General features: G+C 44.5%; 23 protein-coding genes. 20 read left to right on the top strand and 3 right to left on the bottom strand.

Annotation, left to right across the window (positions count from 1 at the left end):
* Positions 1-46: 46 nt before the first annotated feature.
* Positions 47-2,251, bottom strand: coding sequence for a S9 family peptidase (locus tag F453_RS0101100; RefSeq protein WP_018966342.1), 2,205 nt, complete (start codon positions 2,249-2,251; stop codon positions 47-49).
* Between the two features lie 107 nt (positions 2,252-2,358).
* On the opposite strand from F453_RS0101100, the gene mnmL reads away from it, so the two are divergent.
* Positions 2,359-3,264: a tRNA modification radical SAM protein MnmL/YtqA gene (gene mnmL / locus F453_RS0101095; protein WP_025789821.1), complete on the top strand. Its 906-nt coding sequence runs from the start codon at positions 2,359-2,361 to the stop codon at positions 3,262-3,264.
* Positions 3,265-3,534: 270 nt separating this feature from the next.
* Here mnmL and F453_RS0101090 read toward each other — a convergent pair whose 3' ends face one another.
* Complete coding sequence (locus F453_RS0101090) at positions 3,535-4,338, bottom strand: gliding motility protein GldB-related protein (protein ID WP_445236352.1); 804 nt, start codon at positions 4,336-4,338, stop codon at positions 3,535-3,537.
* Between the two features lie 901 nt (positions 4,339-5,239).
* Between F453_RS0101090 and F453_RS0101085 the strand changes: the two genes are divergently transcribed.
* The 10 genes from F453_RS0101085 to F453_RS0101040 all read left to right on the top strand — a co-directional run bounded on the left by F453_RS0101085 (position 5,240) and on the right by F453_RS0101040 (position 16,164).
* The gene (locus F453_RS0101085) at positions 5,240-6,967 is read left to right on the top strand and encodes a bifunctional metallophosphatase/5'-nucleotidase (RefSeq protein ID WP_025789822.1); all 1,728 of its coding nucleotides are present in this window, start codon (positions 5,240-5,242) and stop codon (positions 6,965-6,967) included.
* A 164-nt stretch (positions 6,968-7,131) separates the two neighbouring features.
* Positions 7,132-7,908, top strand: coding sequence for an NAD(+) diphosphatase (nudC, locus tag F453_RS0101080; RefSeq protein WP_018966338.1), 777 nt, complete (start codon positions 7,132-7,134; stop codon positions 7,906-7,908).
* A gap of 164 nt (positions 7,909-8,072) precedes the next feature.
* Positions 8,073-9,140, top strand: coding sequence for a dual-specificity RNA methyltransferase RlmN (rlmN, locus tag F453_RS0101075; protein WP_018966337.1), 1,068 nt, complete (start codon positions 8,073-8,075; stop codon positions 9,138-9,140).
* A 10-nt stretch (positions 9,141-9,150) separates the two neighbouring features.
* The gene (locus F453_RS0101070; protein WP_018966336.1) at positions 9,151-10,266 is read left to right on the top strand and encodes a PdxA family dehydrogenase; all 1,116 of its coding nucleotides are present in this window, start codon (positions 9,151-9,153) and stop codon (positions 10,264-10,266) included.
* Positions 10,267-10,272: 6 nt separating this feature from the next.
* A complete protein-coding gene (locus F453_RS0101065) occupies positions 10,273-11,304 on the top strand; it encodes a lysylphosphatidylglycerol synthase transmembrane domain-containing protein (RefSeq protein WP_018966335.1) in 1,032 nt (343 codons plus the stop codon).
* 962 nt (positions 11,305-12,266) lie between these two features.
* Entirely contained in the window at positions 12,267-13,529 is a 1,263-nt protein-coding gene (locus F453_RS0101060) for a sigma-54 interaction domain-containing protein (RefSeq protein WP_018966334.1), read from the top strand.
* Positions 13,507-14,028, top strand: a complete 522-nt coding sequence (gene lptE / locus F453_RS0101055) for an LPS assembly lipoprotein LptE (RefSeq protein WP_009235394.1) — start codon at positions 13,507-13,509, stop codon at positions 14,026-14,028. The genes F453_RS0101060 and lptE overlap by 23 nt, the downstream gene beginning before the upstream one ends.
* A 26-nt stretch (positions 14,029-14,054) precedes the next feature.
* On the top strand, positions 14,055-14,819 hold the full coding sequence (locus F453_RS0101050; protein ID WP_025789826.1) for a DUF8458 domain-containing protein: 765 nt from the start codon (positions 14,055-14,057) through the stop codon (positions 14,817-14,819).
* The gene (gene secG, locus F453_RS0101045; protein ID WP_025789827.1) at positions 14,816-15,187 is read left to right on the top strand and encodes a preprotein translocase subunit SecG; all 372 of its coding nucleotides are present in this window, start codon (positions 14,816-14,818) and stop codon (positions 15,185-15,187) included. The genes F453_RS0101050 and secG overlap by 4 nt, the downstream gene beginning before the upstream one ends.
* A 266-nt stretch (positions 15,188-15,453) precedes the next feature.
* Positions 15,454-16,164: a hypothetical protein gene (locus F453_RS0101040; protein WP_018966331.1), complete on the top strand. Its 711-nt coding sequence runs from the start codon at positions 15,454-15,456 to the stop codon at positions 16,162-16,164.
* Positions 16,165-16,744: 580 nt separating this feature from the next.
* Here the strand turns inward: F453_RS0101040 and F453_RS0101035 are convergent.
* Complete coding sequence (locus F453_RS0101035) at positions 16,745-17,725, bottom strand: ROK family protein (protein ID WP_018966330.1); 981 nt, start codon at positions 17,723-17,725, stop codon at positions 16,745-16,747.
* Positions 17,726-17,948: 223 nt separating this feature from the next.
* Here F453_RS0101035 and F453_RS0101030 point away from each other — a divergent pair, with 223 nt between their 5' ends.
* From F453_RS0101030 to F453_RS0100995, 9 genes are all read left to right on the top strand, one after another.
* Positions 17,949-18,617, top strand: coding sequence for a LysE family translocator (locus F453_RS0101030; RefSeq protein ID WP_009235388.1), 669 nt, complete (start codon positions 17,949-17,951; stop codon positions 18,615-18,617).
* An 83-nt stretch (positions 18,618-18,700) separates the two neighbouring features.
* The gene (locus F453_RS0101025) at positions 18,701-19,249 is read left to right on the top strand and encodes a DUF4924 family protein (protein ID WP_018966329.1); all 549 of its coding nucleotides are present in this window, start codon (positions 18,701-18,703) and stop codon (positions 19,247-19,249) included.
* Between the two features lie 17 nt (positions 19,250-19,266).
* On the top strand, positions 19,267-20,115 hold the full coding sequence (gene rfbD / locus F453_RS0101020) for a dTDP-4-dehydrorhamnose reductase (protein ID WP_018966328.1): 849 nt from the start codon (positions 19,267-19,269) through the stop codon (positions 20,113-20,115).
* A gap of 87 nt (positions 20,116-20,202) precedes the next feature.
* Entirely contained in the window at positions 20,203-21,768 is a 1,566-nt protein-coding gene (locus F453_RS0101015) for a peptide chain release factor 3 (protein ID WP_018966327.1), read from the top strand.
* A 126-nt stretch (positions 21,769-21,894) separates the two neighbouring features.
* Positions 21,895-23,859, top strand: a complete 1,965-nt coding sequence (gene thrS / locus F453_RS0101010) for a threonine--tRNA ligase (RefSeq protein WP_018966326.1) — start codon at positions 21,895-21,897, stop codon at positions 23,857-23,859.
* Positions 23,860-24,256: 397 nt separating this feature from the next.
* Positions 24,257-24,928, top strand: coding sequence for a translation initiation factor IF-3 (infC, locus tag F453_RS0101005; protein WP_018966325.1), 672 nt, complete (start codon positions 24,257-24,259; stop codon positions 24,926-24,928).
* Between the two features lie 102 nt (positions 24,929-25,030).
* Positions 25,031-25,228, top strand: coding sequence for a 50S ribosomal protein L35 (gene rpmI / locus F453_RS13980; RefSeq protein WP_009235382.1), 198 nt, complete (start codon positions 25,031-25,033; stop codon positions 25,226-25,228).
* Between the two features lie 35 nt (positions 25,229-25,263).
* Positions 25,264-25,608: a 50S ribosomal protein L20 gene (rplT, locus tag F453_RS0101000; RefSeq protein WP_009235381.1), complete on the top strand. Its 345-nt coding sequence runs from the start codon at positions 25,264-25,266 to the stop codon at positions 25,606-25,608.
* A 311-nt stretch (positions 25,609-25,919) separates the two neighbouring features.
* Positions 25,920-26,984 (top strand): LacI family DNA-binding transcriptional regulator, encoded by a 1,065-nt coding sequence (locus F453_RS0100995; RefSeq protein WP_018966324.1) that lies wholly within the window; start codon positions 25,920-25,922, stop codon positions 26,982-26,984.
* The last annotated feature ends 5 nt before the right edge of the window (positions 26,985-26,989 follow it).

The raw sequence follows: 26,989 nt of genomic DNA, 5'->3' as shown, positions 1-26,989 counted from the left end.
TAAAAGAATAGGCTTGGGGCTCTTAATAAAATGTGAATCAAAATAATTACTTCAATTGATCTTTAAAGAAATTGGTTATCTGGCGCAACAGGTGGTTACGTGTGTTGCCACCATAGATACCATGGTTGCGGTTAGTATAATACAATTCCTTGAAGTCTTTATCGGCTTGTACAAGTGCTTCGGCATATTCAAAGGTGTTTTGGGGATGCACATTGTCGTCAGCTAAACCATGACAGATAAGCAAGGCGCCGTGTAAATTGTGGGCGCGTGTCATTGCATTGTCGTCGTAACCTTTACCATTCTCCTTGGGCGTACGCATGTATCGCTCGGTGTAAATGGTGTCGTAGTAGCGGAATGAGGTGGGTGGAGCCACCGAAACGCCTGCTTTGAAGACCTTGTCGCCCGTACTCATGCTCATAAGGGTGTTAAATCCACCGAAGCTCCAACCCCAAATGCCGATGTTATTACCGTCTACGTAAGGCAAGGAGGCAAGATAACGCGCAGTAGCCACTTGGTCTTGCGACTCCAACTTACCCAATTGCAGATAGATGGACTTCTCGAAAGCCGAACCTCTTCCGCCTGTTCCGCGACCATCCACACATACAACGATGAAGCCTTCTTGTGCCAAGTACCTGTCAAACAATGCCCCTTGGCCCATCGAACCGATGCCCCACGAGTTAACCACCTGCTGACTGCCCGGGCCGCTATACTGGAACATGATGACGGGATATTTCTTTGAGGGAGAGAAATTGGCGGGTTTAACCATCCAACCATCAAGTTTTACACCATCGTTAGTTGTAAACGAGAAGAATTCGGGTGCCGAAAGTCCTTCTTGCTTGTATCTTGCGGCGAGTTGTTTGTTATCTAACAGCGTAGAAATCACTTTACCGCGAGCGTCGCAGAGATTAAAGGTATAGGGCGTTGTGGCATTGCTCCACGTATTGATAAAATATTTTAGGTCGCCCGAAAAGATAGCGCTGTTCCAGCCCTCTTGCTTTGTTAGACACTCGGTTTTGCCGTTTTTATGGTTCACAAACACCTGTCTGTCGTGCGCTGTGGGCACTGCAGCTTGGTAAAACACGTCGCCCGTTTGTTCATCGTATCCGTAAACCTGCGTGATATCATAGTTGCCATCACCTATTTTACGTATTTGCTTTCCGCCCATATCGTATAGATAGAGGTGCATATAGCCATCACGATCGCTTGGGAGCAAAATGCTGTTATTGTAAACCGATATGTTGGCGATGGCCTCTTCCTTCACATACTTGTCACTTTTCTCCCTTACCAGCAGTTGGGCTACAGTGCTTCGTGGGTTCACCGTATATACATTCAACACATCTTGGTGGCGATTCATGGTGTAAACCAATATCATGTCGGCATTGTTGGTGGTCTTGATACGTGGTATATAGCCGTCAGCATCCAGTGGCACATCCAGCTTTCTGGTTTGTCGCGACTTGATATCAAAGCTCCAAACAGAGACTTTGGCATTAGCTTCTCCAGCTTTAGGGTACTTATAAGAAAAGAGCGAAGGGTAGATTTCGTTCTGATCGTGGGCGGGTAATAGGCCCTTATACATCTGCAAAGAAAAGGTTTTCACGTCCTTTTCATCGTAGCGCACCCAGCAAATCATGGTTCCGTCAGCATTGAACACTAACGAGCTGCTGGTGCCAAACTCTTCTTCGTTAACCCAATCGGGCACTCCGTTAATCACTTCGTTTTGCTTTCCATCCTTGGTTACCTGACTTTCAGCGTTATCATAAAGCAGTTTTACCAGAAAGATGTTATTATCGCGTACGAAAGCCACTTGCCTACTGTCGGGCGACCATGTGGGATTTTGCTGCGGTCCACCGTCAGATAGTTTGTCTAGTCGGCGCGATGCCACCGTATATATATAATAGGTGGCCTTAAAGGTGCGCCTATATATCTTTTGCGAATTGGTACAAATAAGTATGCGCGTTCCGTCGGGCGAAAGTATGTAACTGTCAAACGACTTCACCTTTTGGCCTTGTGTGTCGTTCACGTCGAACAAAACGTCTACCTGTTTGCCTGTCTTGAACGAGTAACGCACGATGCGTTGCCCGTCGTCGCTTATGCGTGCGTAGAGGTCGGTACCCTCAATGGGTTTAATTCCGCTAATGTATTCGGCCGAGAAAGTTCCGTCTGTAACTTTCTTCAAATCAAGGTTGTCACCCGCCGAGACACTAGCTGCTGACAAGAAAAATGCCATACACGATATGATCACTTTTTTCATGATTGAATGTTTTTAGTCATAATGCGGACAAAGATAATTAAAAATCTGTACTTTTGCAAACCATAAGCAGGCAATTGTTGTTGCTTACCATTACAAAAAGACGAACAATGCAACTACCATATAACGATTTTGGGAACTGGATGCGCTCGCAATTCCCCTTCAAGGTACAAAAACTGTCGGTCAACGCGGGCTTCACTTGCCCCACGCGCGATGGACATACGGGCTTTGGGGGGTGTACATATTGCAACAATCGCAGTTTCAATCCCTCTTATTGCGAACCACAACAGACGGTTAGCCAGCAGTTGGAGGCAGGTAAAAAGTTCTTCGCGCGCAAGTATCCCAACATGAAATACTTAGCCTATTTTCAGGCTTACACCAGTACTTACGACACCATCGACCGCCTTAAAGCCATGTACGAAGAGGCGCTAATGGTGGAGGACGTGGTGGGATTGGTTATCGGTACGCGCCCCGACTGCATGCCCGACGCCCTACTCCACTACCTAGAGGAGCTGAACAAGCATACCTTTCTCATTGTGGAATATGGCGTTGAAAGTGCCAACAACCAGACGTTAGAGCGCATTAAACGCGGCCACACCTTCGAATGTAGTCGCGAAACCATCGAACGAACGCAACAGTGCGGAATACGTACGGGTGCGCACGTCATCATTGGCTTGCCTGGCGAAGATGCAGAAGAAAGCATTCGGCAAGCAAGCATCATTTCCAGCTTGCCCATAAACATACTGAAAATACATCAGATGCAGATAATAAGGGGAACGTTATTGGCCAAAGAATATATGGAACAGCCTTTCCACCTATACACGGTAGACGAATATCTGAATGTGATTTGCGAATACGTGAAACGGCTTCGTAAAGACCTTGTACTCGAAAGGTTCGTCAGCCAGTCGCCCGAAGGCTTACTTATAGCACCCAAATGGGGACTAAAAAACTACGAATTTACAAATTTGCTGGTTCGCAAGATGATAGACGAGAATATAAAACAAGGTGAAGCATAATAATTACCTTCATTGTATTTTGGCTTTTATCCATGAATACCTTTACTTGTTTTTTGAAAAAGGAAAACCAAGAATACGGCTCAATCAACGTTTTCGTTAAGTCAATGGCTAATATGCAGATAGGCACACTGACTTGTCAACTTACTGTCCCGTGAACTTGTTAACTGAAAAACAAACAACTAAAAGATACATTGAAAAGCTAAATGCCATTGAAAAGCAAACCAAATAAAGCAAGCCTGTACCCAATGTAGAGAACTTTCAGAAAATACTTTAGGGCATCATGGCCTTATAATTATCGCTAGATATAAGCTCTTCGTAGGTAACGTTGGGATGGGCATGCATATATCTGTCAACGCAGTCTACAAACCAGTTTTGATAACTTTGCTTAGCCGTGGCCTTATTCACCACCCACCATATTTTGGCCATGTGCAAGTCGCGGTCTATTTGCGAACGAGTGTCATAACCATCAAGCGAATATTGAGCCAGCAAGTAGAAACTCAGGGCATCGGGAACGATGTATCCACGATACATGGTTTTGGTTTGTTCGGGTGTATAAAAGCGTTTGTAGAGCGAATAATCTTCACCCATATACTTGTCTAGCGACACACCTATGGTGCCGTTACCAACGATAATACTTTGGTCGAAAGAACTTATTTGTGTGTAAATCTTAGGTTGGGGCAGGTTGGGGAACCACTTACTCAGCCTGCTAAAAGCTCTACAAAACTGCTCGTTAACATCACTAATATTGTTAAACTCGGCCTCTACGTCAGTGATAAGCCTTTGCAGGGTGGTGTCTTGATAATAATGCAAAAAACGATGGTGTATTTCCGAATCTTCGATAGTGCCCAATTGCAGCACCTTTTCTATGAGCGTGCGCGTTTCTGTGGGATAATCGGTGTTCATTTGTTGCAGTGCCGAGTAATCGCCAGTGGTAAGATAACGACTTTCCAGACGATCATAGCGTTGCACCTTTATGCAATCGCAATAATCGTTATTCACGTTGCGCCACATCTTCCATTCGCAGCCAACAAACATGATGGAATATAACATGAGTATAAATGACAATACCTTCACGTCGTTACTTATTTATCGATTTCTCGTTGCGAATTTACTAATTTTTCTTTTATAATGCAAACTTATTGCTAAAAAACATGAAATTTCGAGTGCTTTTATTGCAAAATCAGCCCCTTGTGTTAATAAATATGGAGTTTTTACCAGTTTTTGACGCACCATACAGCAACAAACCTCCAAACAACAAACCACGAGCAATGTAAGTGACATTTGCTTGCAGGGAATACAACAAACAGTTGGTATTATTGAGGAAGGGTCAAAATTATGTTTTATCCCATTTCGCCGAGACTACGCCTTGTTATTTACATGATATGCGCAACACTCAATACGATCTAAGGTCGTTTGTGCCTTTCGCTTAAAACCTACTTACACATCATAACCATCCAACGTTGTAGGTAGACAACCTACATACTAATGGAGAATACGATATCACCACTCGCAAGACAATTATTTAGAGTTAGTATTGAACTTTCTAACCTCTTACCTTGTTATAGCTAAGATGGAACCTCGTTCCATGTCATGTGGAATAGTGTTCCATGTCATGTGGAACAAGGTTCCTTCTTACATGGAACAGTCGTACAAGCCATTAATAACGCCCCAAAAACATAAAAACATGCTTTTCAAAGCCCTGCAATAAAACTTCATTTGGTTACTAATTAAAGGTCATATCATGGGCGAGAGCCCCAATCCTTCCTATTACTTACCCGTTTAATGACGTATACTCATTAGATATAATACGCGCGCGCGAAGAACGTTCTATTCACACGGCAAGACATGATACTTGTTTCTTTTCTGCATTGACATAAAAATATTGTCGCTTCCGTGCCAACATTTACCCCATATTTGTCGCGAAATTTAATTAGATTTTGTACTTTTGCAATTCGGCTATTAAATGTTTAAACAGATGAGAAAAATATTATTTATGCTCCTAACAGGTTTAAGTCTTTCCCAATATACGCAGGCGCAAAATGTGCAAATCAAGGTAATTCAAACCAGTGACGTACACGGAAGCTTCTTTCCATACGACTTTATCAATCGTCGCGACAGGAAAGGCTCGCTAGCGAGGGTAAGTTCTTACGTCAACGCCATGCGCAAAAAATATGGTAAGAACGTTATCTTACTAGACAATGGCGACATTCTTCAAGGCCAGCCCACGTGCTATTATTGCAACTTTGTTAAGCCCTCGATGCCCAACTTGGCTGCTTCGGTGGTGAACTATTTGAAGTATGATGCGCAAACGGTTGGTAACCACGACATCGAGACGGGGCATCCCGTATACGACAAATGGATAAAAGAGGTGAATTGCCCTATCTTAGGAGCCAATATTATCGACACTCGAACAAACAAACCCTATGTTCACCCTTACACCATCATTAAGCGCGATGGCGTTAAAGTGGCCGTTTTAGGCATGCTCACTCCCGCAATTCCCAACTGGTTAAAAGAAAGCTTGTGGACGGGATTGCGGTTCGACAACATGGTTACATCGGCAAAATACTGGGTGAAACATATCCAAATGAAGGAGAAACCCGATGTAATTATCGGTCTTTTTCATAGTGGACGTGAAGGCGGAATACACACATCCGAATACGATGAGGATGCTTCGCTGACGATAGCTCATGAAGTGGAGGGCTTTGACATTATCCTTTTCGGGCACGACCACACCCGATATTCAGGATGGGTAAAGAACAAAGCAGGAAAAGAAGTGTTGTGCCTTGACCCTTCGTGCGATGCTTACATGGTTAGCGATGCCACAATTAACATACGTAAGGCGAAAGGAAAAGTAGTAAGCAAAAAAATAACGGGCGATGTGATAGACATCACGGACCAACCTATCAACGAGAAGTACATGCAACACTTCAAGGCAGACATTGACAGTGTAAATGCCTTTGTGAACAGAAAAATTGGACGCTTTGAAAACGCTATCTACACACGCGACTGTTATTTTGGCAGCGCGGCCTTTACCGACTTTATACACGATCTGCAATTAAAGATAACTGGGGCTGACATCTCGTTTAATGCACCGCTATCATTTGATGCCCGTATCAATAAGGGTGACGTGTACGTGAGCGACATGTTCAACCTATATAAATACGAGAACCAAATATACGTGCTTAAAATGACGGGCAAAGAGATACGCAACCATTTGGAAATGAGTTACGACCTATGGGTAAACACGATGAAATCGCCCGACGACCACATCATGCAGATAAGTGAATGGGCCAAGCAAGACCGTCAACGGTTTGGCTTTAAGAACCTTGCCTTTAACTTCGATAGTGCTGCTGGCATCATCTACGAAGTGGATGTGACCAAGCCTGATGGGCAAAAGGTGAGGATATTGAGCATGGCCGACGGTACACCTTTCGACGAAAATCGCTGGTATAAGGTGGCTATGAACAGCTATCGAGGTAATGGTGGTGGCGAATTGCTTACCAAAGGGGCTGGTATTCCACGCGCAGAATTGAAAAGTAGAATTGTGTTTGAAAGTGAGAAAGACCAACGCTTCTACCTGATGAACGAGATTGAGAAGGCTGGCGTGATGAACCCGCAGGCACATAACAATTGGAAATTCGTGCCCGAAGAGTGGACCAAGCCAGCCATCGAGCGAGACAGAAAACTGATTTTCGGTAATTAAAGCTTGTGAGTTTGTAAGTTTATGAGTTGTTAAGTTTACGTGTTGTTGAGAACCCCAACAGCTCGCGAGCCCAACAACTCATAAATTCATGCCAACAACTCAAAAGACTACAAACTCACGAACTCAACAACTTATAAACTCACCAACTCATAAATTCAAAGCCAATGAAAAGCCTGTGGTTTGTATTTAAACAATCAGACTTACTGCTCGAACAGCTTGACGACCATACTTTCGGCATTCCCTTAGCTGAAAATCCGCCAACAACAATCAACGAAGGGCAGGAAGTTCATGAGTTGGAAGCCACGCCCGAGGGAGTCGCCATCAAAACCTATGCAATAGACGAAGCGACAAACATTCCCGCCACTTTTACCTTCTGCGATTTAAGGCAGTCGTATTATAAGCTTCCTAACAACCTTTATCTTATGGCTGGGAAGTGTCGGGAGATTAACTATTGGGACGTTCACACCAAGTTTTGTGGTGTGTGTGGCGGTACGATGAAGCTGCACACCAACATCTCTAAACGTTGTACGCACTGCGGAAACGAAGTTTGGCCACAGCTAGCTACGGCCATCATTGTGCTGATTCATAAGGGCGATGAGGTTTTGTTGGTACATGCCAAGAACTTTAAAGGCAACTTCTATGGTCTGATAGCAGGCTTCGTAGAGACAGGAGAGTCGCTCGAGGAGGCCGTAGTGAGGGAAGTGAGAGAAGAAACAGGATTGGAAATAGAGAGTCCGAGCTACTTTGGCAGTCAGCCATGGCCCTACCCTATTGGTCTGATGGTTGGTTTCACTGCACGCTACAAAAGCGGAAGTCTGTGCTTGCAAGAAGAGGAATTGTCGGCAGGAGGCTGGTTTCATCGCGACAAATTGCCGCAAATACCCGAAAAACTTAGTCTTGCCCGCAAGCTGATAGACCATTGGTTGGGACAATTTTGTTAGTAACCAGCAGCCAAAATATGGACTTAACGAAAGCTGTCCATCCAAAAGACGCACGTCACACGAGGCAAGAAAACGTGCCATCCAACATGCTTATCCCAATAATTTGTAGTAACTTTGCATGACGTTTTTTTAATTATCGCAGCATATTATACATCAATATATAAATGGATAACCACAAAATTCCACTTCTGGGGCATACGCTCGACGAGCTGAAAGCCATTGCTGTAGACAACGGCCTCCCTGCCTTTGCAGGTAAGCAAATGGCTGTTTGGCTCTACGACAAGCATGTGGACACCATCGAAGAGATGACAAACATTTCGAAAGCAAATAGAGAAAAACTTGCACAACACTACGAAATAGGAGCCGCGAAGTTTATCGATGCGCAATATTCTAAGGATGGAACCATAAAATATCTGTTCCCAACAGAGAGTGGTAAGTTTGTGGAGACCGTGTATATACCCGACCGCGACCGCGCCACACTGTGCGTTTCATGCCAAGTGGGTTGTAAAATGAACTGCCTTTTTTGTCAAACGGGCAAGCAAGGGTTTGAGGGAAACCTCACCGCGAGAGACATCCTCAACCAGATTTACGCCCTACCCGAACGACAAAAGCTAACCAACATCGTGTTTATGGGTCAGGGAGAGCCCATGGATAACCTTGATAACGTGCTGAAAGTAACGCAGATACTTACTGCCGATTACGGTTATGCTTGGAGTCCAAAACGAATAACGGTGAGCAGTGTGGGTGTGAAAGGTAAACTCAAACGTTTTCTTGATGAAAGCGATTGCCATGTGGCCATCAGCATGCATACCCCCATTCCCGAACAGCGCGCTAGCATCATGCCCGCAGAAAAAGGCCTGTCGATAGAAGAAATTGTACAGCTTTTGAAGCAATATGACTTCACCCACCAGCGCCGTCTCTCGTTCGAGTACATCATGTTTGGTGGCTTAAACGACACGCCACTTCATGCGCGCCAGCTGGTTAAGCTTGTAGAAGGATTGGATTGCAGGGTAAACCTCATCCGATTTCACCAAATACCCAACGTAAACCTGAACAATTCAGACGAGAAACGTATGGAAACGTTCAGGGATTATCTTACCAACCATGGTGTGTTCACCACCATTAGGGCCAGCAGAGGACAAGACATATTCGCCGCTTGCGGACTTCTCAGCACCGCCAAACAGATTGCAGGTAGAGAGAACAGCGACGAAAACCTATCAATAAAGAACTAAGTAAAAACGTATGGACGATAATAAACTTCGTATTGCTATAACCCAAGGCGATGCCAACGGCATTGGCATGGAACTTATTTTCAAGACATTTGCCTCGCCAGAAATGTTCGAACTTTGCACACCCATTGTCTATGGGTCACCCAAAGTTGCGGCTTATCATAAGAAGGCACTCAACCTTGACGTTAATTTCAGCATCATTCAAGATGTGGCTGAAGCCAAACCCGAACGACTTAACTTGTTAGCGATCGCCGACGAAGATGTAAAAATAGAGTTTGGAACACCCAACGAAGATGCTGCAACATTAGCGCGCAAAGCCATAGATAGGGCCGTTGCCGACTGCAAGGCAGGTGTTGTGGGGGCAATAGTTAACGCCCCAATAAGCGAAAAGCATTTTTTCACCGCCCAAGAACAGCCCGTTAGCCTGTCGCAATACATTGCCAAGCAACTAGGAGAAACAAACGAGGTGTTAGAAATGTCGCTCAACGAATGCCTGCGTATCACTACCCTTTCGGGCGAATTGGCCATAAAAGACGTGGCCAACGAAATAACGAAAGAGCGAATAGAAAGCGCCGTGCGTCTATTGCACCATTCTTTGCGACGCGATTTCATGGTTTCCATACCACGAGTAGCCGTCTTGGCACTGAACCCCACATTAGAAGACGGACCATGTAAGGAAGAACAAGAGATGATTGCACCAGCTGTAAAACAGCTAATTGCTGATGGATACACGGCATTTGGTCCTTACCAAGCCGACAGTTTCTTTGGCGATAGGGAGTTCGACACATTTGATGCCGTACTGGCTATGTATCACGACCAAGCCATGATACCATTCAAGGCGCTGTCGTGTGAGGGTGGCGTAAGGTTTATCACTGGGCTTTCAGCAGTCATCACTTCAACCGACGATGAAGCGTTGGACGGAAAGGCCGGACAAGGTGTTGCTGACGAGATGGCTTTCAGACATGCCATCTACTTGGCCTTAGACGTGTCTAGGAATAGGAAAGCATACGACCTACCCTACAAGAACCCACTGAAAAAGCTTTATCACGAGAAAAGGGATGAGAGCGACAAGGTGCGTTTCAACGTGACAAAAAAGAAAGAGAACAACGAAGAGCAGCAACCCAAATAACAAGAGATGAAGAAGAAATATCAAAATGGCTTTTTCATCTTCGGCCTAGTGTTGCTCGGCATTATGGTTACGCAACTAGATTTCGCCGAAGTATGGCGTGGCTTGCAACACACGGGCTATTGGTTCTTTGCCGTTTTGGCGCTTTGGATGGCGCTTTATACGCTCAACACCTCGGCATGGTATATCATTATCAAGGCTGGACAAGGACAAGAAACGACAAATTCAACGACAAACGGCAAACGCATTAACTTCTGGTGGCTGTACAAAGTAACTGTTTCGGGCTTCGCATTAAACTACGCCACGCCTGGCGGACTTATGGGGGGAGAACCCTATCGCATTATGTCGCTTGCCCCAAAGATTGGTACCGAGCGAGCTTCCTCTTCGGTTATACTCTACGCCATGACGCACATTTTCAGCCATTTTTGGTTCTGGCTTGTCTCCATCGCTTTGTTTTTCTTTACCCAACCACTAACTTTGGGACATCTCATCATTGTTTTGGCCAGTGGCATATTTTGCTTTTTGGGGCTTTGGTTCTTTATGATAGGCTACCGCAAAGGGCTTGCGTTCAGGGCAATGCGGCTACTTAGCCACATTCCATTCGTTAAACGCTGGGCTTTATCATTCATCGAGAAGAACAAAACACAGCTAGACACCATAGACCAACAGATTTCCGCCCTACACAAACAGAATCGTACCACTTTCGTTACAGCCGTTTTGCTGGAACTAAGTTGTCGTATCCTCTCAGCATTAGAGATTTATTTTATCCTCTTAGTTATCATGCCCGATGTCAACTACATACAGTGCATATTGATATTAGCCTTCACCAGCCTTTTTGCCAACCTGCTTTTCTTCATTCCATTGCAGCTAGGTGGACGCGAGGGAGGCTTCCTTATGTCGGCTTCAGGTCTAGGAATTGCATCCAGTTCAGGTATATTTGTTGCGTTAATTGTGCGTATAAGGGAATTGATATTTACGGGTTTAGGACTTCTTTTAATTAAGTTCGACCGTTCAACGCCCAATGCCGACCTTCCCCAATAGGTCTATTCGCAAAGTTATTGCAACTTCTTATCAGCTTGATTTCGTGCGTTTAACGATTATAAACCCGAAATGAATGTTCCGAGCATATAGACACTTGAAGATATGCAGGCTTCAAGAACCCAAAAGCTTACAAACTCATAGGCGCAAAAACTTAAAGCATTATGGGAGTTCGGGATAAAACACAATCGTTATAACAATTACCGCGTGGCGCTAGTTGGTGAGATAATCATTCGTTATCTTTCTAATCTTGCTCAAGAAAGCATCGTATATTATTCCGAATTCACATAACGCATGATACTAGCTTAGCACTATCTAGGCGGTTCGTTCCACAGTCTATCCCCACCACCAACACCCCTTCCTAGCTCCAAACCTCATCTTTCATACCCCACCCTATAAGCTCTTGTAGTGAGCTTTTAAAGCTCCCACCTTGTTACAGTTAAGTTGGACCCCTGTTCCAGCTAAGTTGGAACAGGAGTCCAAATCAACTGGAACAGCATTCCAGATAAACTGGAACAGCGGTCCAAAATACATTTAACGCGGCGATTAATGTAATAATGCATAATCAGAGCTTAGCAAGCGCATTTTCTGTACTATGAAAATGCGAACGACGGAAAGGTTGATTGGCGAGTTCGGGGATAAGATACCATGCCATTTTAACAAGAAAGGCCAAGTAAAGAAATGATTATTCCGCCAACTAGTGTTATGTGGTAGCAGGCATAACTATTGTGTATTATCCCAAACTCACCCAAATCCTTATCAGCCTGATTTCGTGCGTTTTAACGATTATAGAATCTAAATGAATGTTCACAGACTCATAGACACTTGAAGACCTTTGAAGGTTTTATGAGAGCAAAAGCAGAAAAAATCACAGGCACAAAACTTAAATCATTAATGCCGAAATTCGTTAATCTTCCATATTTCTGCCCTTTCTTCGGCTATTTTTTTGTAACTTTGTTGCTCCTATGAATACGACGGAACTACAAAAGATAAAACAACGGTACAACATCGTGGGCAACTGCGACGCCTTGAACCATGCCTTAGACGTTGCCATGCAGGTTGCGCCAACAGATTTGTCGGTACTAATCATAGGCGAAAGCGGTGTTGGAAAGGAGATAATTCCCCGTGTTATTCACGACAACTCACCTAGAAGACGCGAGAAATATTTTGCGATTAACTGCGGTTCGATACCCGAAGGCACCATCGACAGTGAACTATTCGGTCACGAAAAAGGCTCGTTTACGGGTGCTATCGGTGAAAGCGAAGGCTATTTTGGCGTCGCCAACAACGGTACGATATTCCTCGACGAGGTGGGTGAGTTGCCTATGGCCACGCAGGCGAGACTTCTCCGTGTGCTCGAAACGGGCGAATACATCAGGGTTGGTGGTCAACGCATCATGAAAACCAACGTGCGCATCGTTGCCGCAACCAATGTGAACATGCGAAAAGCCATCAGCGAGGGGCGATTTAGGGAAGACTTGTTCTATCGTTTGAACACCATCCCCATACAAATGCCACCTTTACGCGACCGCGGAAACGACATTATTCTGCTTTTCCGCTTGTTTGCGATGCAGATGGCAGAGAAATATAAGCTACCCAGAATATCTTTAACAGAAGACGCTAAGGCCTTGATGCTGAAATATAAATGGCCAGGGAATGTGCGTCAGCTTAAAAATATTACCGAGCAAATATCGATTTTAAGTCGTGAACGCGAGATAGACGCAGTTCACTTGCAGAAGTTCATCCCACAAGACCCAGAGAGCACACAGCTTGCTCCTGTATCTTCGGGAGGCTCACATTCGTATGAAAGCGAACGCGAACTACTTTATAAGATTCTCTACGAGCTTCGTGGCAACGTGAGCGACTTACGCAGAGAAGTATCGGGACTAAGAAAACGATTGGACGACAGTGTTCCCATGGGTACAGAATTGCCTGGATACTCATCGTCTATCGCTGCCTTAAACACGAAGAATTACGACACTCCCCCCACCCTAGCATCCATTCAGCCAGTGCAACAAGCACCCATCTCGAATGGGTTTGTTGAGGCTGAAGAAATAAACGAGGCAGACAACGAAAGTCTGAACCTAAACGATTTAGGACGACAGATGGTGGAAAAGGCCTTGGAAAGAAATGCGGGAAACAGGAAGAAAGCTGCCATTGAGCTTGGTATATCAGACCGCACATTGTATAGGAGAATAAAGCAGTATGGATTGGAAAGCAGTAAATAGGCTGGCAATAACCCTCATACTCGGCACTTGCGTGCTGTGGGCATGCTCCGTTTCGTATAAGTTCAACGGAGCCAGCATCGATTACAGCAAAACGAAAACCATTCAGATTGCCGAGTTTCCCAACAGAAGTAGTTACGTATGGGGACCTATGGCACCCATGTTCAACAACCAGTTGAAGGACATTTTCGCCAATCATACCCGCCTAACGCAAGTAAAACGAAATGGCGATCTACGCATAGACGGCGAGATATTGCAATATTCACAGCGCAATAAGTCGGTGTCGAGTGAAGGTTATTCGGCACAAACGGAACTATCCATTACGGTTAACGTGCGCTTCACCAATACAAAGAACCACAAGGAAGACTTCGAACGCCAGTTCACGGCTAGCGCAACCTACGAAACAACCTTACCTTTGAGTGCCGTTCAAGAACGATTGGTGAGGGAAATGGTAAAAGATTTGACAGACCAAATATTCAATGCCACCGTGGCTAATTGGTAAAAGCCGTGGAACTAACTACACAGATGATGAATTTAACGCAACTTATCAATCACCCCGAACTACTAGACAAGGAGACGCTTTACGATCTCCGCAGCATTGTTGCGCTCCATCCGTATTATCAACCAGCTAGGTTGATGATGCTGCAAAACCTATATATACTGCACGATCCTACCTTTGATGAGGAGTTGAAGCGAGCCTCAGTCTATCTCACCAACCGCAATGTGGTATTCGATATGATTGAAGCCTCTCACTATAAGCTAAAGACAGAAGATCGTCGAGCAAAGCGACAAGAGCAAACGGATGGTAACGAGAGTCGAACAATATCACTTATCGACAACTTCTTAGAGTCGTTACCGACCGATACCGAACAGGAAACGCAGAAAAGCCATCGCAAACCCACACCGGCTGATGCAGCGATTGACTATGTATCTTATTTGCTCGAGATTGAGTCGGAAGAACATATAGAGCCACAAGAAGCCCCACAATTGAAGGGCCAAATGCTTATAGACAACTTCATTTATAATGAAGGGGGAAAGATTCAACTGAAAGACGACCCCGAATTTATGCCCGTTGTTGAAGACAACACGACAGCCGAGACAGCTCAAGGAACGGATGGATACTTCACGGAAACATTGGCAAAGATATACATTAGACAAGGAAAATTTGAGAAAGCGCTTGAAATTATTAGGCAACTAAATTTGAATTATCCAAAAAAAAATGTTTACTTTGCAGACCAAATACGTTTCTTAGAGAAATTGATAATAAATAACAAAAAACAAATAGAAAAATGATTTACAGTCTTTTTGTAGTACTTATCGTCATCGCAGCCTTGCTGATGATTGCCATCGTACTCATTCAAGAGTCGAAAGGTGGAGGCCTTTCGTCGCAATTCTCTTCGTCAAACTCTATCATGGGTGTACGCAAAACTACCGACGTTGTTGAGAAAGCCACATGGGGATTAGCTATTGCCATGGTTGTATTTAGCGTTGTATGCGCATACGTGGCACCTAAATCGGTTACCGACACAAGTGTTCTTGAAAACGCAGCAACAGAAACACAGACCACAAACCCCAACACCACGCCAGGCTTTGGTGCAGGATCGCAAGGTACTGCCACTCCTAGCACGCCCGCTCCTGCAAATGCTCCGGTAAAGAAATAGTAGAAAACGATTGCAACATGTTCATCCATAACATTGTTGTGCCAGTCATTAGGGAAGTTTTCGTTAAGCCAAATGTACAATGGCATGCATGTTTAGACATTGCCATGGCGAAAATTTGAAATCGCTAGCACGGAGCTTTTAGCGAAGTGGAAAGGCAATACGAACTTTTCTAAAACAATAAAGAAACCCCATTGAAACGTATCTTTCAGTGGGGTTTCTGCCTTAATATCCTCATTGACAGTCAATAACAAAACCAAGTAACACTTATGAGAAAGATACCATCGCTATTACTATTATTGGCATTTCTCAATGCCACATATAGCTGTAAACATGGAAACCCACAACACTCCAATGCTATTGCAAACGCCGAAAAAGCAACTAAGCAATCCAAAGAAACAAATCAGGCCTATACGATTGACAAAAGTGACGATTTCAACGACGAAAATTCCACGCCAGATGCAGAAATAAATAACGACGATTTCTTTAAAGGGAAGGACGTTGACATGAATAAACTGAAGATTGACACAACTAAAATAATACTCGATGAAAATTCTTTGCTAGAAGGAAAACTAGAAGAAACCACGGATAAAGTAAAAACCATTATTATCGATGGTAAAAATATGCCATTCAAGGATTACATAAATTCGTGCGGGAATGGGATATATCCATTGCCTAGCCATCAAGGGCTCGATGTGTTTATAATACGCTTTGAATATGGCGACACCGAATGCTGGGAAATGTGCATATCAGACAAAGGGGTTATAAATGGCAAGACTCAGAAATTGTGCATTCATTACGTATGGGATGATTGGGGAGCAGAAAGCGAAGAAACCGCTGATTACAGTAGGATTAATTTTCAAATACTTCCAAACCATATCGTGTGTTTAAAGGGGGAAAAACGAGAAAAAGGGAAGATAAAGCATCGTGTAAGATACTATCACATCAACTCGGAAGGCAGATTCGAAGAGTTGAAATAAAGCTTTACCAAATGGATTAGACCTTGTTATAATCAGCCCTATTCAATAAAGCATATTAGCTATAGCATCACCAATTGCCAACATCAATAAAGATGGTATTAACAGAAGTAAGGCCAATAAACAAACTTTGAAAAGACATTTGGTGAACCCAAAAACACAGCTTTTATAGCTCCTGCTTTCTTACCACTATGGTGGAACACCGTTACTTGTCAACTGGAATGATGTTACATATCACATGGAACAGTGTTCCAACTAATTGATAACAACAGTACAAATACGTGAGACAGACGCAGAAGTTGAAAAAGTGATGTTCCAGAACTTTCAAAACACTACGCTATACGTATTTAATGGATTTGCACATTGTACACAGAAGGAGTGCCCAACATACGTAAATACACCCAAACCTTTTTGCTCTTCACATCCAAGTATATCTATTCATTGCAATATATGTAGAGATTTGAAAGCAAGTATTTTTATGTGGATTGCGGTAAAGGTCAGCCCAGTCCTAGCAAAAAACACGAAAAGCGCCACGGTTATCGTTTCCGTGGCGCCTTTCTATATCTGTTATGAACGGGGCTTATTACAACTCCCATCCCACGGCACTTGCTCCAAGAACCGCAGCCGAAGAACCTTCAAGACCACTAATGAGGAACTTTGCCTTGTCTTTGAAAATCTTCAGCACATTCTCATCGTATGCTTTCTTAAGTGGCTTCATCAGCAAGTCGCCTGCCTTTGTCAGTCCGCCAAAGAAGATAAATGCCTCTGGTGATGAGAAAGCAGCGAAGTCAGCACAAGCCTCACCAAGCATTTTGCCAGTGAACTCATAAACGTCGATAGCCAACTTGTCACCCTTAGCGGCTGCAAGCGACACGTCTAGTGACGTGATTTCTTCGGGTTTCAATTCGCGAAGTACAGAAGGAGTCGTTGTTTTCTCCAAAAATTCGCGTGCCGAACGCGCCACGCCTGTTGCCGAGCAGTAGGTTTCCAAGCAGCCAAAACGGCCACATCCACAGCTACGTCCGCCTTCTTTCTGGGCAATAACGTGTCCCAATTCGCCTGCAAATCCGTCGCTACCATACACAACTTGTCCATTAATCACGATGCCCGAACCAACGCCCGTACCCAAAGTGATAACGATAAAGTTCTTCATACCACGTGCAACGCCGTATATCATTTCACCAATGGCGGCAGCATTCGCATCGTTGGTTAGTGCCACAGGTATGCCACCAAGTCCTTTTGAAAACATATCTGCAAGTGGAACTACACCATCATGTCCCCAAGCCAAGTTCGGAGCAAACTCTATTGTACCTTTATAGTAGTTGCCGTTAGGTGCTCCAATGCCCATTGCCTTGATATTTTCCATGCCGCCAACTTGCTCAATGATAACGTGCAGTGCGTCGAGAGAAGCCTTAACATAGTCTTCCACGTTGGTATAGGCTTGCGTCTTAATGGCCGTTGTAGCCTTAATCTCGCCTCGGCTATCAACAATACCGAATACAGAGTTCGTTCCACCCAAGTCTAAACCAATCACGTATGGTTTCAATTCTTCTATTACACTCATGTTGTGTCTTTATTTTTAGTTTAGTAATAATTGTTTGCTTGTGCCAATATAGCCCTCAAAGGCTAACCCTAAGTTGTGACATGATTGTGCCACCTTTTGACCCGTGACCCATAATAAGGCCTTAAAATAAGCGTAGACAAAGTTATGAAAAATATGGAATAACACAAACTTATAAGTTGAAAATTTGCTCAATCCGCATATTTTTTGCAATTTTGCACCCGTTATGCCCTTACCTTTTCATATAGATATTGTAGACATCGTATTCAAAGGAATACTCATAGGTCTTATTGCCTCTGCTCCCATGGGTCCCGTAGGGGTGCTTTGCGTACAGCGAACACTGAACAAGGGCAGATGGTATGGCTTCATTACCGGCATAGGAGCGGCTGTAAGCGATATGATTTATGCCTTAGTTACGGGTTATGGCATGAGTTTCATTATGGACCTCATCACTGCCCCGCGCACACTTTTTGCCCTTAAGATATTGGGCAGCATACTGCTGATGTTCTTTGGAATTTACTGTTTCAAGTCTAATCCTACCAAAAAGGTGCATTTCAGCGGTAAGGCCAAGGGCACATTGATACACAATGGCATAACGGCTTTTCTCGTTACCTTCTCCAATCCGCTTATCATCTTTCTCTTCATGGCCACCTTTGCCCAGTTTGCCTTTGTTGTTCCCAACAGACCTTGGCTCATGGTTGGCGGATATACGGGTATCGTTTTGGGGGCATTGCTGTGGTGGTTTGGACTAACTTGGCTTATCGATAAGGTGCGCGGAAAGTTCGACAGTGGCGGCATTGTACTCATCAACAAGATTATTGGTAGCGTGGTTATCATCTTCTCGGTGATATTTCTTATTGGCACAATATTTAACCTCTACACTTTCGAATACTGACGTACATCGCCAGTCATCACTTTTTGTGCTCCTATTATATAATAAGGAGTACCCCACATTCACCCCTAGCAAAACATCATTAAATGTACATTGCCAAACAACTGAGAGAAAAGAGCATTGCCGAATACATATTATATATGTGGCAAATAGAAGACTTGATACGCGCTTACGGCTGTTCGTTGCAGCGCATCAGGCACGAATACATAGACAAATTTGACTATACGGCCGAACAAAAGGAAGAGATGCTCGACTGGTATGGTAACCTTGTGCGCATGATGAACCAAGAAGGGAAACGCGAACGAGGACATCTGCAAATCAACGCCATCATCGTTGACGACCTGATGGACCTGCACAACCAGCTGATACAAAGCACGAAGTTCCCCTTTTATAATGCTGAATATTACAAGGTTCTGCCCTTTATCGTAGAGCTTCGCAACAAGGGCGATAAGCATGTTAATGAAATTGAGACCTGCCTTGACGCACTTTACGGCGTGATGCTACTGAGATTGAAGCAAAAGGAGATAACTCCTGATACGATGACTGCCATCAAAGAGATCACCACCTTTGTGGGTATGCTCGCCGATTATTATCAGAAGGACAAGACCGAGGGCCTAATTTTCGAAGACGAATAAACAAAACCACCGCATAAATGAATATCTTGATTACAGGCTGCAACGGCCAACTAGGAAACGAGATTAAGCTGCTGCAAGCGATGTCTGCACAACATACATGGTTCAACACCGACGTTAACGAACTAGACATTACCGACAAGGCAGCCATTGAACGCTTTGTTGAGGCTAACGAGATTGGCGGTATTGTGAACTGTGCAGCCTATACGGCCGTAGACAAAGCTGAAAGCGACCTGCTATTGGCCAGGAAACTAAATGCCGACGCTCCCGCCTTTCTGGCTGAGGCCGTAGCCAAACGTGGTGGATGGATGGTACAGGTGTCTACCGATTATGTATTCGACGGCACCAAGCACACGCCATACGTAGAAAGCGACGAACCTTGCCCCAACAGCGTTTATGGTCAAACAAAGCTTGAAGGCGAACAAGCTGTGGCCAAATTTTGCTCTAACTCAATGATTATAAGAACGGCTTGGCTGTACAGCGAGTTTGGTAATAACTTTGTGAAAACGATGATACGTCTAGGAAAAGAACGCGAACAACTGGGCGTTATCTTCGACCAAGTGGGCACACCTACCTACGCCCACGACCTTGCCACTGTGATAATGACAGCTATTGACAAGGGCATCAAACCTGGAGTTTACCATTTCTCAAACGAGGGTGTAACAAGCTGGTACGATTTTACTAAGAGCATACATCGCCTATCGGGAATTACCACCTGCAAAGTATCTCCCTTACATACGGTAGAATACCCCACCCCAGCCAATCGCCCTGCATATAGTGTGCTTGATAAGACAAAGGTTAAGACTACTTATGGTATCGAGATACCCCACTGGGAAGAGTCATTGGCCAAGTGTATTGCCAAGCTTTAATCACGAATTAACATGGTTAAGGGAATAACGGACTTGTCAACTCGTTAAACCGTCAGCCTGCCAAATTGAATAAGAAAATAGTAAAGAATGACTGAAATAGAAAGAAGACGAACCTTCGCCATCATCTCTCACCCCGATGCGGGTAAGACCACACTCACCGAAAAGTTTTTGCTGTTCGGTGGACAGATACAAGTGGCGGGAGCAGTAAAGAGCAACAAGATAAGAAAGACGGCTACATCCGACTGGATGGACATCGAAAAGCAACGTGGTATATCGGTTTCCACCTCGGTTATGGAGTTCGATTACGAAGGATATAAGGTGAACATACTGGACACACCAGGACACCAAGACTTCGCCGAAGATACCTACCGCACGCTTACAGCCGTGGACTCGGCCATCATCGTTGTAGATTCGGCCAAGGGTGTAGAAACCCAAACACGCAAGCTTATGGAAGTTTGCCGAATGCGAAGCACTCCCGTGATTATCTTTATCAATAAGATGGACCGTGAAGGACGCGACCCTTTCGACCTGCTCGACGAGCTAGAAGAGGAACTGCAAATAAAGGTTAGGCCCTTATCGTGGCCCATCAACCAAGGCGAACGCTTCAAAGGGGTGTTCAATATCTACGAAAACCAACTGCAACTGTTCACTCCCGACAAGCAACGCGTTACTGAAAAGGTGGAGGTAGATGTAAATAGCGACGAACTGAACGAACATATCGGCGAGCAAGACGCACAGAAACTTCGTGACGACTTGGAACTGGTAGACGGCGTTTACCCTGAATTCGATGTCGAAACATATCGTGCAGGACATGTCGCACCCGTGTTCTTCGGTAGTGCGCTCAATAATTTCGGTGTTCAAGAACTGCTCAACTGTTTCGTGGAGATAGCCCCAAGCCCCAAGCCTACAATGGCCGAAGAGCGTGAAGTGCAACCCACCGAACCCAAGTTCACAGGTTTTATCTTCAAGATAACCGCAAACATCGATCCCAACCACCGCTCTTGCATTGCATTTTGCAAGATATGCAGTGGCAAGTTTGTGAGAAACCAACCCTATCGACATGTTCGACTCGACAAGACATTGCGCTTCAGCAGTCCAACACAGTTCATGGCGCAACGCAAAAGCACCATTGACGAGGCTTATCCAGGCGACATCATCGGCTTACCTGATAGTGGAATCTTCAAGATTGGTGATACTTTGACCGAAGGGGAACTACTACACTTCCGCGGTTTGCCATCGTTCTCGCCCGAGATGTTCAAGTATATCGAGAACGACGATCCAATGAAGGCTAAGCAACTGAATAAAGGTATCGAGCAATTAATGGACGAAGGTGTGGCACAACTTTTCGTTAACCAGTTCAATGGACGAAAAATCATCGGCACAGTAGGGCAACTTCAATTCGAAGTTATCGAATATCGCCTTCAAAACGAATACAATGCAAAGTGTCGTTGGGAACCCGTTCACCTACATAAGGCCTGCTGGATAGAGTCTGACGACCCCAAAGAGCTAGAAAATTTCAAAAAAAGAAAGTATCAGTATATGGCTAAAGACCGCGATGGACGCGACGTTTTCTTAGCCGATTCGGGCTATGTCCTGAGCATGGCACAACAAGATTTCGAACATATCAAGTTTCATTTCACAAGCGAATTTTAGGCTTCGACACGCTTTCAGTCAACCCTATAACGTGCCCGAAGTGTGGTATATTTTGCCAAAATATCAACGCAATGTAAAAAGAAAATCGTATTTTTGCAATCAAAACGACAATAAATAAAAAGGTATATGATAAAAATAACATTTCCGGATGGTTCCATCCGCGAGTACGAAAAAGGCATTACCGGCTTGGAAATAGCAAAAAGCATCTCGCCAGCCCTAGCACGCGATGTGCTTTCGATTGGCGTAAATGGCAAAACTACCGAGCTTAATCGTCCCATAAACGAAGACGCAACGATTGCGCTTTACAAGTGGGAAGACGAAGAAGGGAAACACACGTTCTGGCATTCATCGGCTCACCTACTAGCCGAAGCCCTGCAAGCACTCTACCCTGGCATACAGTTCGGTTTCGGTCCAGCCGTAGAAAACGGTTTCTTCTACGATGTAATGACCAAAGACGGAACACCCATCAGCGAGAACGACTTCCCTAAAATAGAAGAGAAGATGCGCGAATTTGCCAAGAGAGACGAGGCTATCGTGCGTCGTGAAGTATCGAAGGCTGATGCGCTGAAAGAATTTAAGGCCGACGGACAGGAATACAAGTGCGAGCATATAGACCTCGACTTGGAAGACGGAACTATCTCTACCTATTCGCAAGGAGCGTTTACCGATCTCTGCCGAGGCCCTCACCTTATGACTACCGGTCCTATTAAGGCCATCAAACTTACAAGTGTTGCTGGCGCATTTTGGCGTGGTGACGCTGAGAAAGATCAGCTAACACGTATCTACGGTATCACGTTCCCCAAGAAAAAGATGCTTGACGAGTATCTCGTCATGCTTGAAGAGGCCAAGAAACGCGACCATCGTAAGATTGGAAAAGAGATGGAGTTATTCATGTTCTCTGAGCGTGTGGGCAAGGGCTTGCCAATTTGGTTGCCCAAGGGAACGGAACTTCGCCTACGCTTACAGGACATGTTGCGCAAAATACAGAAGCGTTTTGGATATCAAGAGGTTATCACCCCACACATCGGTAGCAAGAACTTGTATGTCACTTCGGGGCATTACGCACATTATGGCAAGGATTCATTCCAACCCATACATACGCCCGAAGAAGACGAAGAGTACATGTTGAAACCCATGAACTGCCCACATCACTGTGAGGTATTTGCATGGAAGCCCCGCTCGTATAAAGACCTGCCTCTGCGTATCGCTGAGTTTGGTACGGTTTATCGCTACGAAAAGAGTGGAGAATTGCATGGACTAACCCGTGTTCGTTCGTTTACGCAAGACGATGCGCATATTTTCTGCCGTCCCGAACAGGTTAAAAACGAATTCCTGCGCGTAATGGACATCATCCAGGCAGTATTCAAAATCTTCCAGTTCGACAACTTCGAGGCGCAGATTAGCTTGCGCGATCCAAATAACACCACGAAGTATATTGGTTCTGACGAGGTTTGGGAAGAGAGCGAACAAGCCATTATCGACGCTTGCAAGGAGAAAGGACTCGACGCAAAGATAGCCTACGGTGAGGCCGCTTTCTATGGTCCGAAGCTCGACTTTATGGTGAAAGACGCCATCGGACGTCGCTGGCAGTTGGGTACTATCCAAGTAGACTACAACTTGCCCGAACGCTTTAAGTTGGAATATACAGCCGAAGACAACACAAAGAAAACGCCTGTGATGGTTCACCGCGCACCTTTCGGTTCGATGGAACGTTTCACGGCTGTTCTTATTGAACACACAGCAGGGCACTTCCCCTTGTGGCTCATCCCCGACCAAGTGGCCATTCTGCCCATATCGGAGAAGTACAACGACTACGCACAGCGCGTGGCCAAGTACTTAGACAGCGTTGGCGTTCGTGCAACGCTCGACGTTCGCAACGAGAAAATCGGCCGTAAGATACGCGACAACGAGATTAAGCGTGTGCCCTACATGGTTATTGTTGGCGAAAAAGAGGCCGAAGAAGGACTTGTTTCGATGAGAAAACAAGGCGGAGGCGAACAAGCTACCATGACAATGGAAGAATTTGCCAAACGTATCAACGATGAAGTGGCAACTCAACTGGCTGCTACCGACATCCATCCAAACGATTAAGGCGAGCCTAAAAAAGCCCAATTACGTGTATTCAACTACTTTATCAGCAGTTTTCTCACGACACTTGGGCCAATCAGCTCAATCAACTTAGGCCAAATGAGCTACAAGAACAGGCTTAACAACTTGTCAATTCGTTAACTCGTTAGCTTGTCAACTAGCGCAAGAGGGCTTTATATACACAACCGACTTATGGTCGAGACTCCGCAAAAATGTCTGCGGATGTTGCGCCCATAAGTCGGTTTTACTTTCCTAGACTTCGCCTCTCCTTGGTCTTCGCATTGTGAAAGTACTTTAAGTAGAAGGAAAAAGAACACGTATCTGTAAAATAATCAATGAATTATTTTGCTTGTTGCGCGAAAAATCGTACTTTTGCAGCCGCTTATTATAATATTGTTGAATGAAGAATGAAAGAATAAAGAACCAGTATCGCATAAACGAGCAGATACGCGCGAAGGAAGTACGCATCGTAAATGAAGGCGGTTCCACTGTCATGCCCACACGTCAAGCTCTCGACATGGCCCGTAGCCAAGGAGTGGACTTAGTGGAAATTTCACCCAACGCACAACCTCCCGTTTGTCGCATCATCGACTATTCCAAATTCCTTTATCAGCAAAAGAAGCACGCAAAGGAAATGAAGGCCAAGCAAGTGAAGGTAGAAGTGAAGGAAATTAGGTTTGGACCGCAAACCGATGAGCACGACTACAACTTCAAGCTCAAGCATGCCAAAGAGTTTTTGGATGCAGGCAACAAGGTTAGGGCTTACGTTTTCTTCCGCGGACGCTCAATCCTCTTTAAAGAACAAGGTGAAGTTCTGCTCCTGCGTTTTGCCAACGACTTGGAAGAATACGGCAAGGTAGAACAGATGCCTGCACTTGAAGGCAAGAAAATGTTCCTTTACATCGCTCCCAAGAAAGCAGGGACGGTAAAGAAAAGCCAGCAAAAGATGGATCGCGAAAAGCGCGAAAGCGAAGCAAAGAGCATGGAGGCTGAAGCCACTAGTACAGATAATGGTCTGTTTGCCAACGCTAAAAATGGTGAAGACGTGCTCAAAAAGCTACAAGCCGAATAAGTAAGCCATAGCTTTGGCTACAATTAAAGATGAGAAAAGAGGTGCGTAACGCCGGGTATATGCGTTGCCACCATATATAAATAACAAATAAACAACAAAAAAATGCCTAAAGTAAAGACAAATTCCGGCGCAAAGAAGAGATTTCGTTTCACCGGTACAGGTAAGATCAAAAGAAAACATGCTTACCACAGTCACATCTTGACTAAGAAGACAAAGAAGCAAAAGAGAAACTTGGTTCACTCAACTCTCGTTGATCGTTCAGACATGAAGCAGGTTCGCGACTTGCTTTGCTTGCGTTAAACATTAGTCAAACATTTTTAAGTTAAGAAGAAAGTATGCCAAGATCAGTCAATCATGTTGCTTCTAAAGCAAAGAGAACTAGAATTTTAAAGCTTACAAAGGGTTACTATGGTGCCAGAAAGAATGTTTGGACTGTAGCCAAAAATACTTGGGAAAAAGGTCTTACCTACGCTTATCGCGACCGTCGTAATAAGAAACGTACCTTCCGCGCACTGTGGATTCAACGTATCAACGCTGCCGCTCGCTTGGAGAATATGACCTATTCTACCCTTATGGGCGCATTGCACAAGGCCGGTATCGAAATCAACCGTAAGGTTCTTGCCGACCTAGCAGTTAACAATCCCCAGGCTTTCAAAGCTATTGTAGACAAAGTGAAATAACAAATCACAATCCATAAGAAAAGAGGACACATACAGATGTGTCCTCTTTTCTATTATGGTTGTACAATGAAAACCTCCATTCAACACTTATCTAGATCACCCTCTTGTTGTTTCTTAGAAAGTGTGCGTTTTTGTTTGGCCAATGCACAAATGAAGTTATCATTGACCAATTAGCTTAACGAAAACGTTCATATTTTCCAAATATTTATCCATTACATACCCTCTTCAAAACATTGATAGCGAAAAAACGTTTACACTATTGACTATTAAGAAGATATTTTGTATTTTTGTCTTCGGTAACAACATATCACATGAGTAGCAAAATAAGGATTAAGGATATCGCAGAGATGGCTGGTGTATCGGTTGGAACAGTAGACAGGGTACTTCACGACCGACCCAACATATCGAAAACAGCAAGAGAAAAGGTGGAAAAGGTTCTGGAACGCATTAACTACCAACCCAACATGTATGCCAGTGCCTTGGCCTATAACAAGTCATACACGTTTTATCTTGTCGTTCCCCAACACGAATCAGAAGCTTATTGGGAAGAGATTGAAGAGGGCGCATTGAAGGCGGCCGAAGTTAGACGCGACTTCCATGTGAACGTGGAGATAATATACTACAACCGTTTTAACTCTGAAGCGTTCATCAAACAAACCAACCACTGCCTAGCACTCAACCCTGATGGAGTGATTGTTGTACCTTCGCAACTAGACATTACTCGACCATTCACCGACCAGCTGCATGAACGTAACATCCCCTTTGTGATGCTCGACTCGTACATGCCCGACCTACAACCACTCTCCTTCTATGGTCAAGACTCACTGGCAAGTGGATATTTCGCTGCAAAAATGCTCATGATGATTGCCAGTGGCGAGAAAGAAATCATGATTTTGAAGCAAACCAAAGACGGAAAAGTGGTGAGCAAGCAGCAAGAAAACCGCGAAATGGGATTCAGGACCTACATGCAAGACCATTTTCCACAAATAAAGATCACTGACGTAAACCTGCCTTTGGAAGCCGATAAGCATGAGTATACCGACATCTTGGAAGATTTCTTCGCCCAAAACCCACAAATACACCATTGTATCACCTTTAATTCAAAGGCGCATATTGTAGGTAATTTCCTTCTTCAAACCAATAGGCGCAACGTGCAGATAATGGGCTACGACATGGTAGGTAAAAATGCCGAATGTCTTAGGCAGGGCAGTATCTCGTTCCTTATTGCTCAACATGCTTACATGCAAGGATATGCTTGTGTTGAAACACTGTTTCAAGCCATCGTACTTAAAAAGAAGGTCGATCCCATAAACTACATGCCAATCGAGCTTCTTACCAAAGAGAACGTTGAGTTTTATCGCCGAACGCAGCTTTAAGACAA

It is taken from the genome of Hoylesella loescheii DSM 19665 = JCM 12249 = ATCC 15930, assembly GCF_000378085.1.
Lineage (GTDB): Bacteria > Bacteroidota > Bacteroidia > Bacteroidales > Bacteroidaceae > Prevotella > Prevotella loescheii.
The sequence above is the reverse complement of the archived record's forward strand: the minus strand, read 5'-3'. Positions and strand labels throughout refer to the sequence as shown.

Coding starts and splice junctions, on each gene's coding strand:
- F453_RS0101065 (WP_018966335.1), top strand. CDS start 10,273: ATGAAGAAGAAATATCAAAATGGCTTTTTCATCTTCGGCCTAGTGTTG.
- rpmI (WP_009235382.1), top strand. CDS start 25,031: ATGCCTAAAGTAAAGACAAATTCCGGCGCAAAGAAGAGATTTCGTTTC.
- F453_RS0101015 (WP_018966327.1), top strand. CDS start 20,203: ATGACTGAAATAGAAAGAAGACGAACCTTCGCCATCATCTCTCACCCC.
- rfbD (WP_018966328.1), top strand. CDS start 19,267: ATGAATATCTTGATTACAGGCTGCAACGGCCAACTAGGAAACGAGATT.
- F453_RS0101050 (WP_025789826.1), top strand. CDS start 14,055: ATGAATTTAACGCAACTTATCAATCACCCCGAACTACTAGACAAGGAG.
- nudC (WP_018966338.1), top strand. CDS start 7,132: ATGAAAAGCCTGTGGTTTGTATTTAAACAATCAGACTTACTGCTCGAA.
- F453_RS0101035 (WP_018966330.1), bottom strand. CDS start 17,725: ATGAGTGTAATAGAAGAATTGAAACCATACGTGATTGGTTTAGACTTG.
- infC (WP_018966325.1), top strand. CDS start 24,257: ATGAAGAATGAAAGAATAAAGAACCAGTATCGCATAAACGAGCAGATA.
- rplT (WP_009235381.1), top strand. CDS start 25,264: ATGCCAAGATCAGTCAATCATGTTGCTTCTAAAGCAAAGAGAACTAGA.
- F453_RS0101060 (WP_018966334.1), top strand. CDS start 12,267: ATGAATACGACGGAACTACAAAAGATAAAACAACGGTACAACATCGTG.
- rlmN (WP_018966337.1), top strand. CDS start 8,073: ATGGATAACCACAAAATTCCACTTCTGGGGCATACGCTCGACGAGCTG.
- lptE (WP_009235394.1), top strand. CDS start 13,507: ATGGATTGGAAAGCAGTAAATAGGCTGGCAATAACCCTCATACTCGGC.
- F453_RS0100995 (WP_018966324.1), top strand. CDS start 25,920: ATGAGTAGCAAAATAAGGATTAAGGATATCGCAGAGATGGCTGGTGTA.
- F453_RS0101100 (WP_018966342.1), bottom strand. CDS start 2,251: ATGAAAAAAGTGATCATATCGTGTATGGCATTTTTCTTGTCAGCAGCT.
- F453_RS0101085 (WP_025789822.1), top strand. CDS start 5,240: ATGAGAAAAATATTATTTATGCTCCTAACAGGTTTAAGTCTTTCCCAA.
- F453_RS0101040 (WP_018966331.1), top strand. CDS start 15,454: ATGAGAAAGATACCATCGCTATTACTATTATTGGCATTTCTCAATGCC.
- secG (WP_025789827.1), top strand. CDS start 14,816: ATGATTTACAGTCTTTTTGTAGTACTTATCGTCATCGCAGCCTTGCTG.
- mnmL (WP_025789821.1), top strand. CDS start 2,359: ATGCAACTACCATATAACGATTTTGGGAACTGGATGCGCTCGCAATTC.
- F453_RS0101030 (WP_009235388.1), top strand. CDS start 17,949: ATGCCCTTACCTTTTCATATAGATATTGTAGACATCGTATTCAAAGGA.
- thrS (WP_018966326.1), top strand. CDS start 21,895: ATGATAAAAATAACATTTCCGGATGGTTCCATCCGCGAGTACGAAAAA.
- F453_RS0101070 (WP_018966336.1), top strand. CDS start 9,151: ATGGACGATAATAAACTTCGTATTGCTATAACCCAAGGCGATGCCAAC.
- F453_RS0101025 (WP_018966329.1), top strand. CDS start 18,701: ATGTACATTGCCAAACAACTGAGAGAAAAGAGCATTGCCGAATACATA.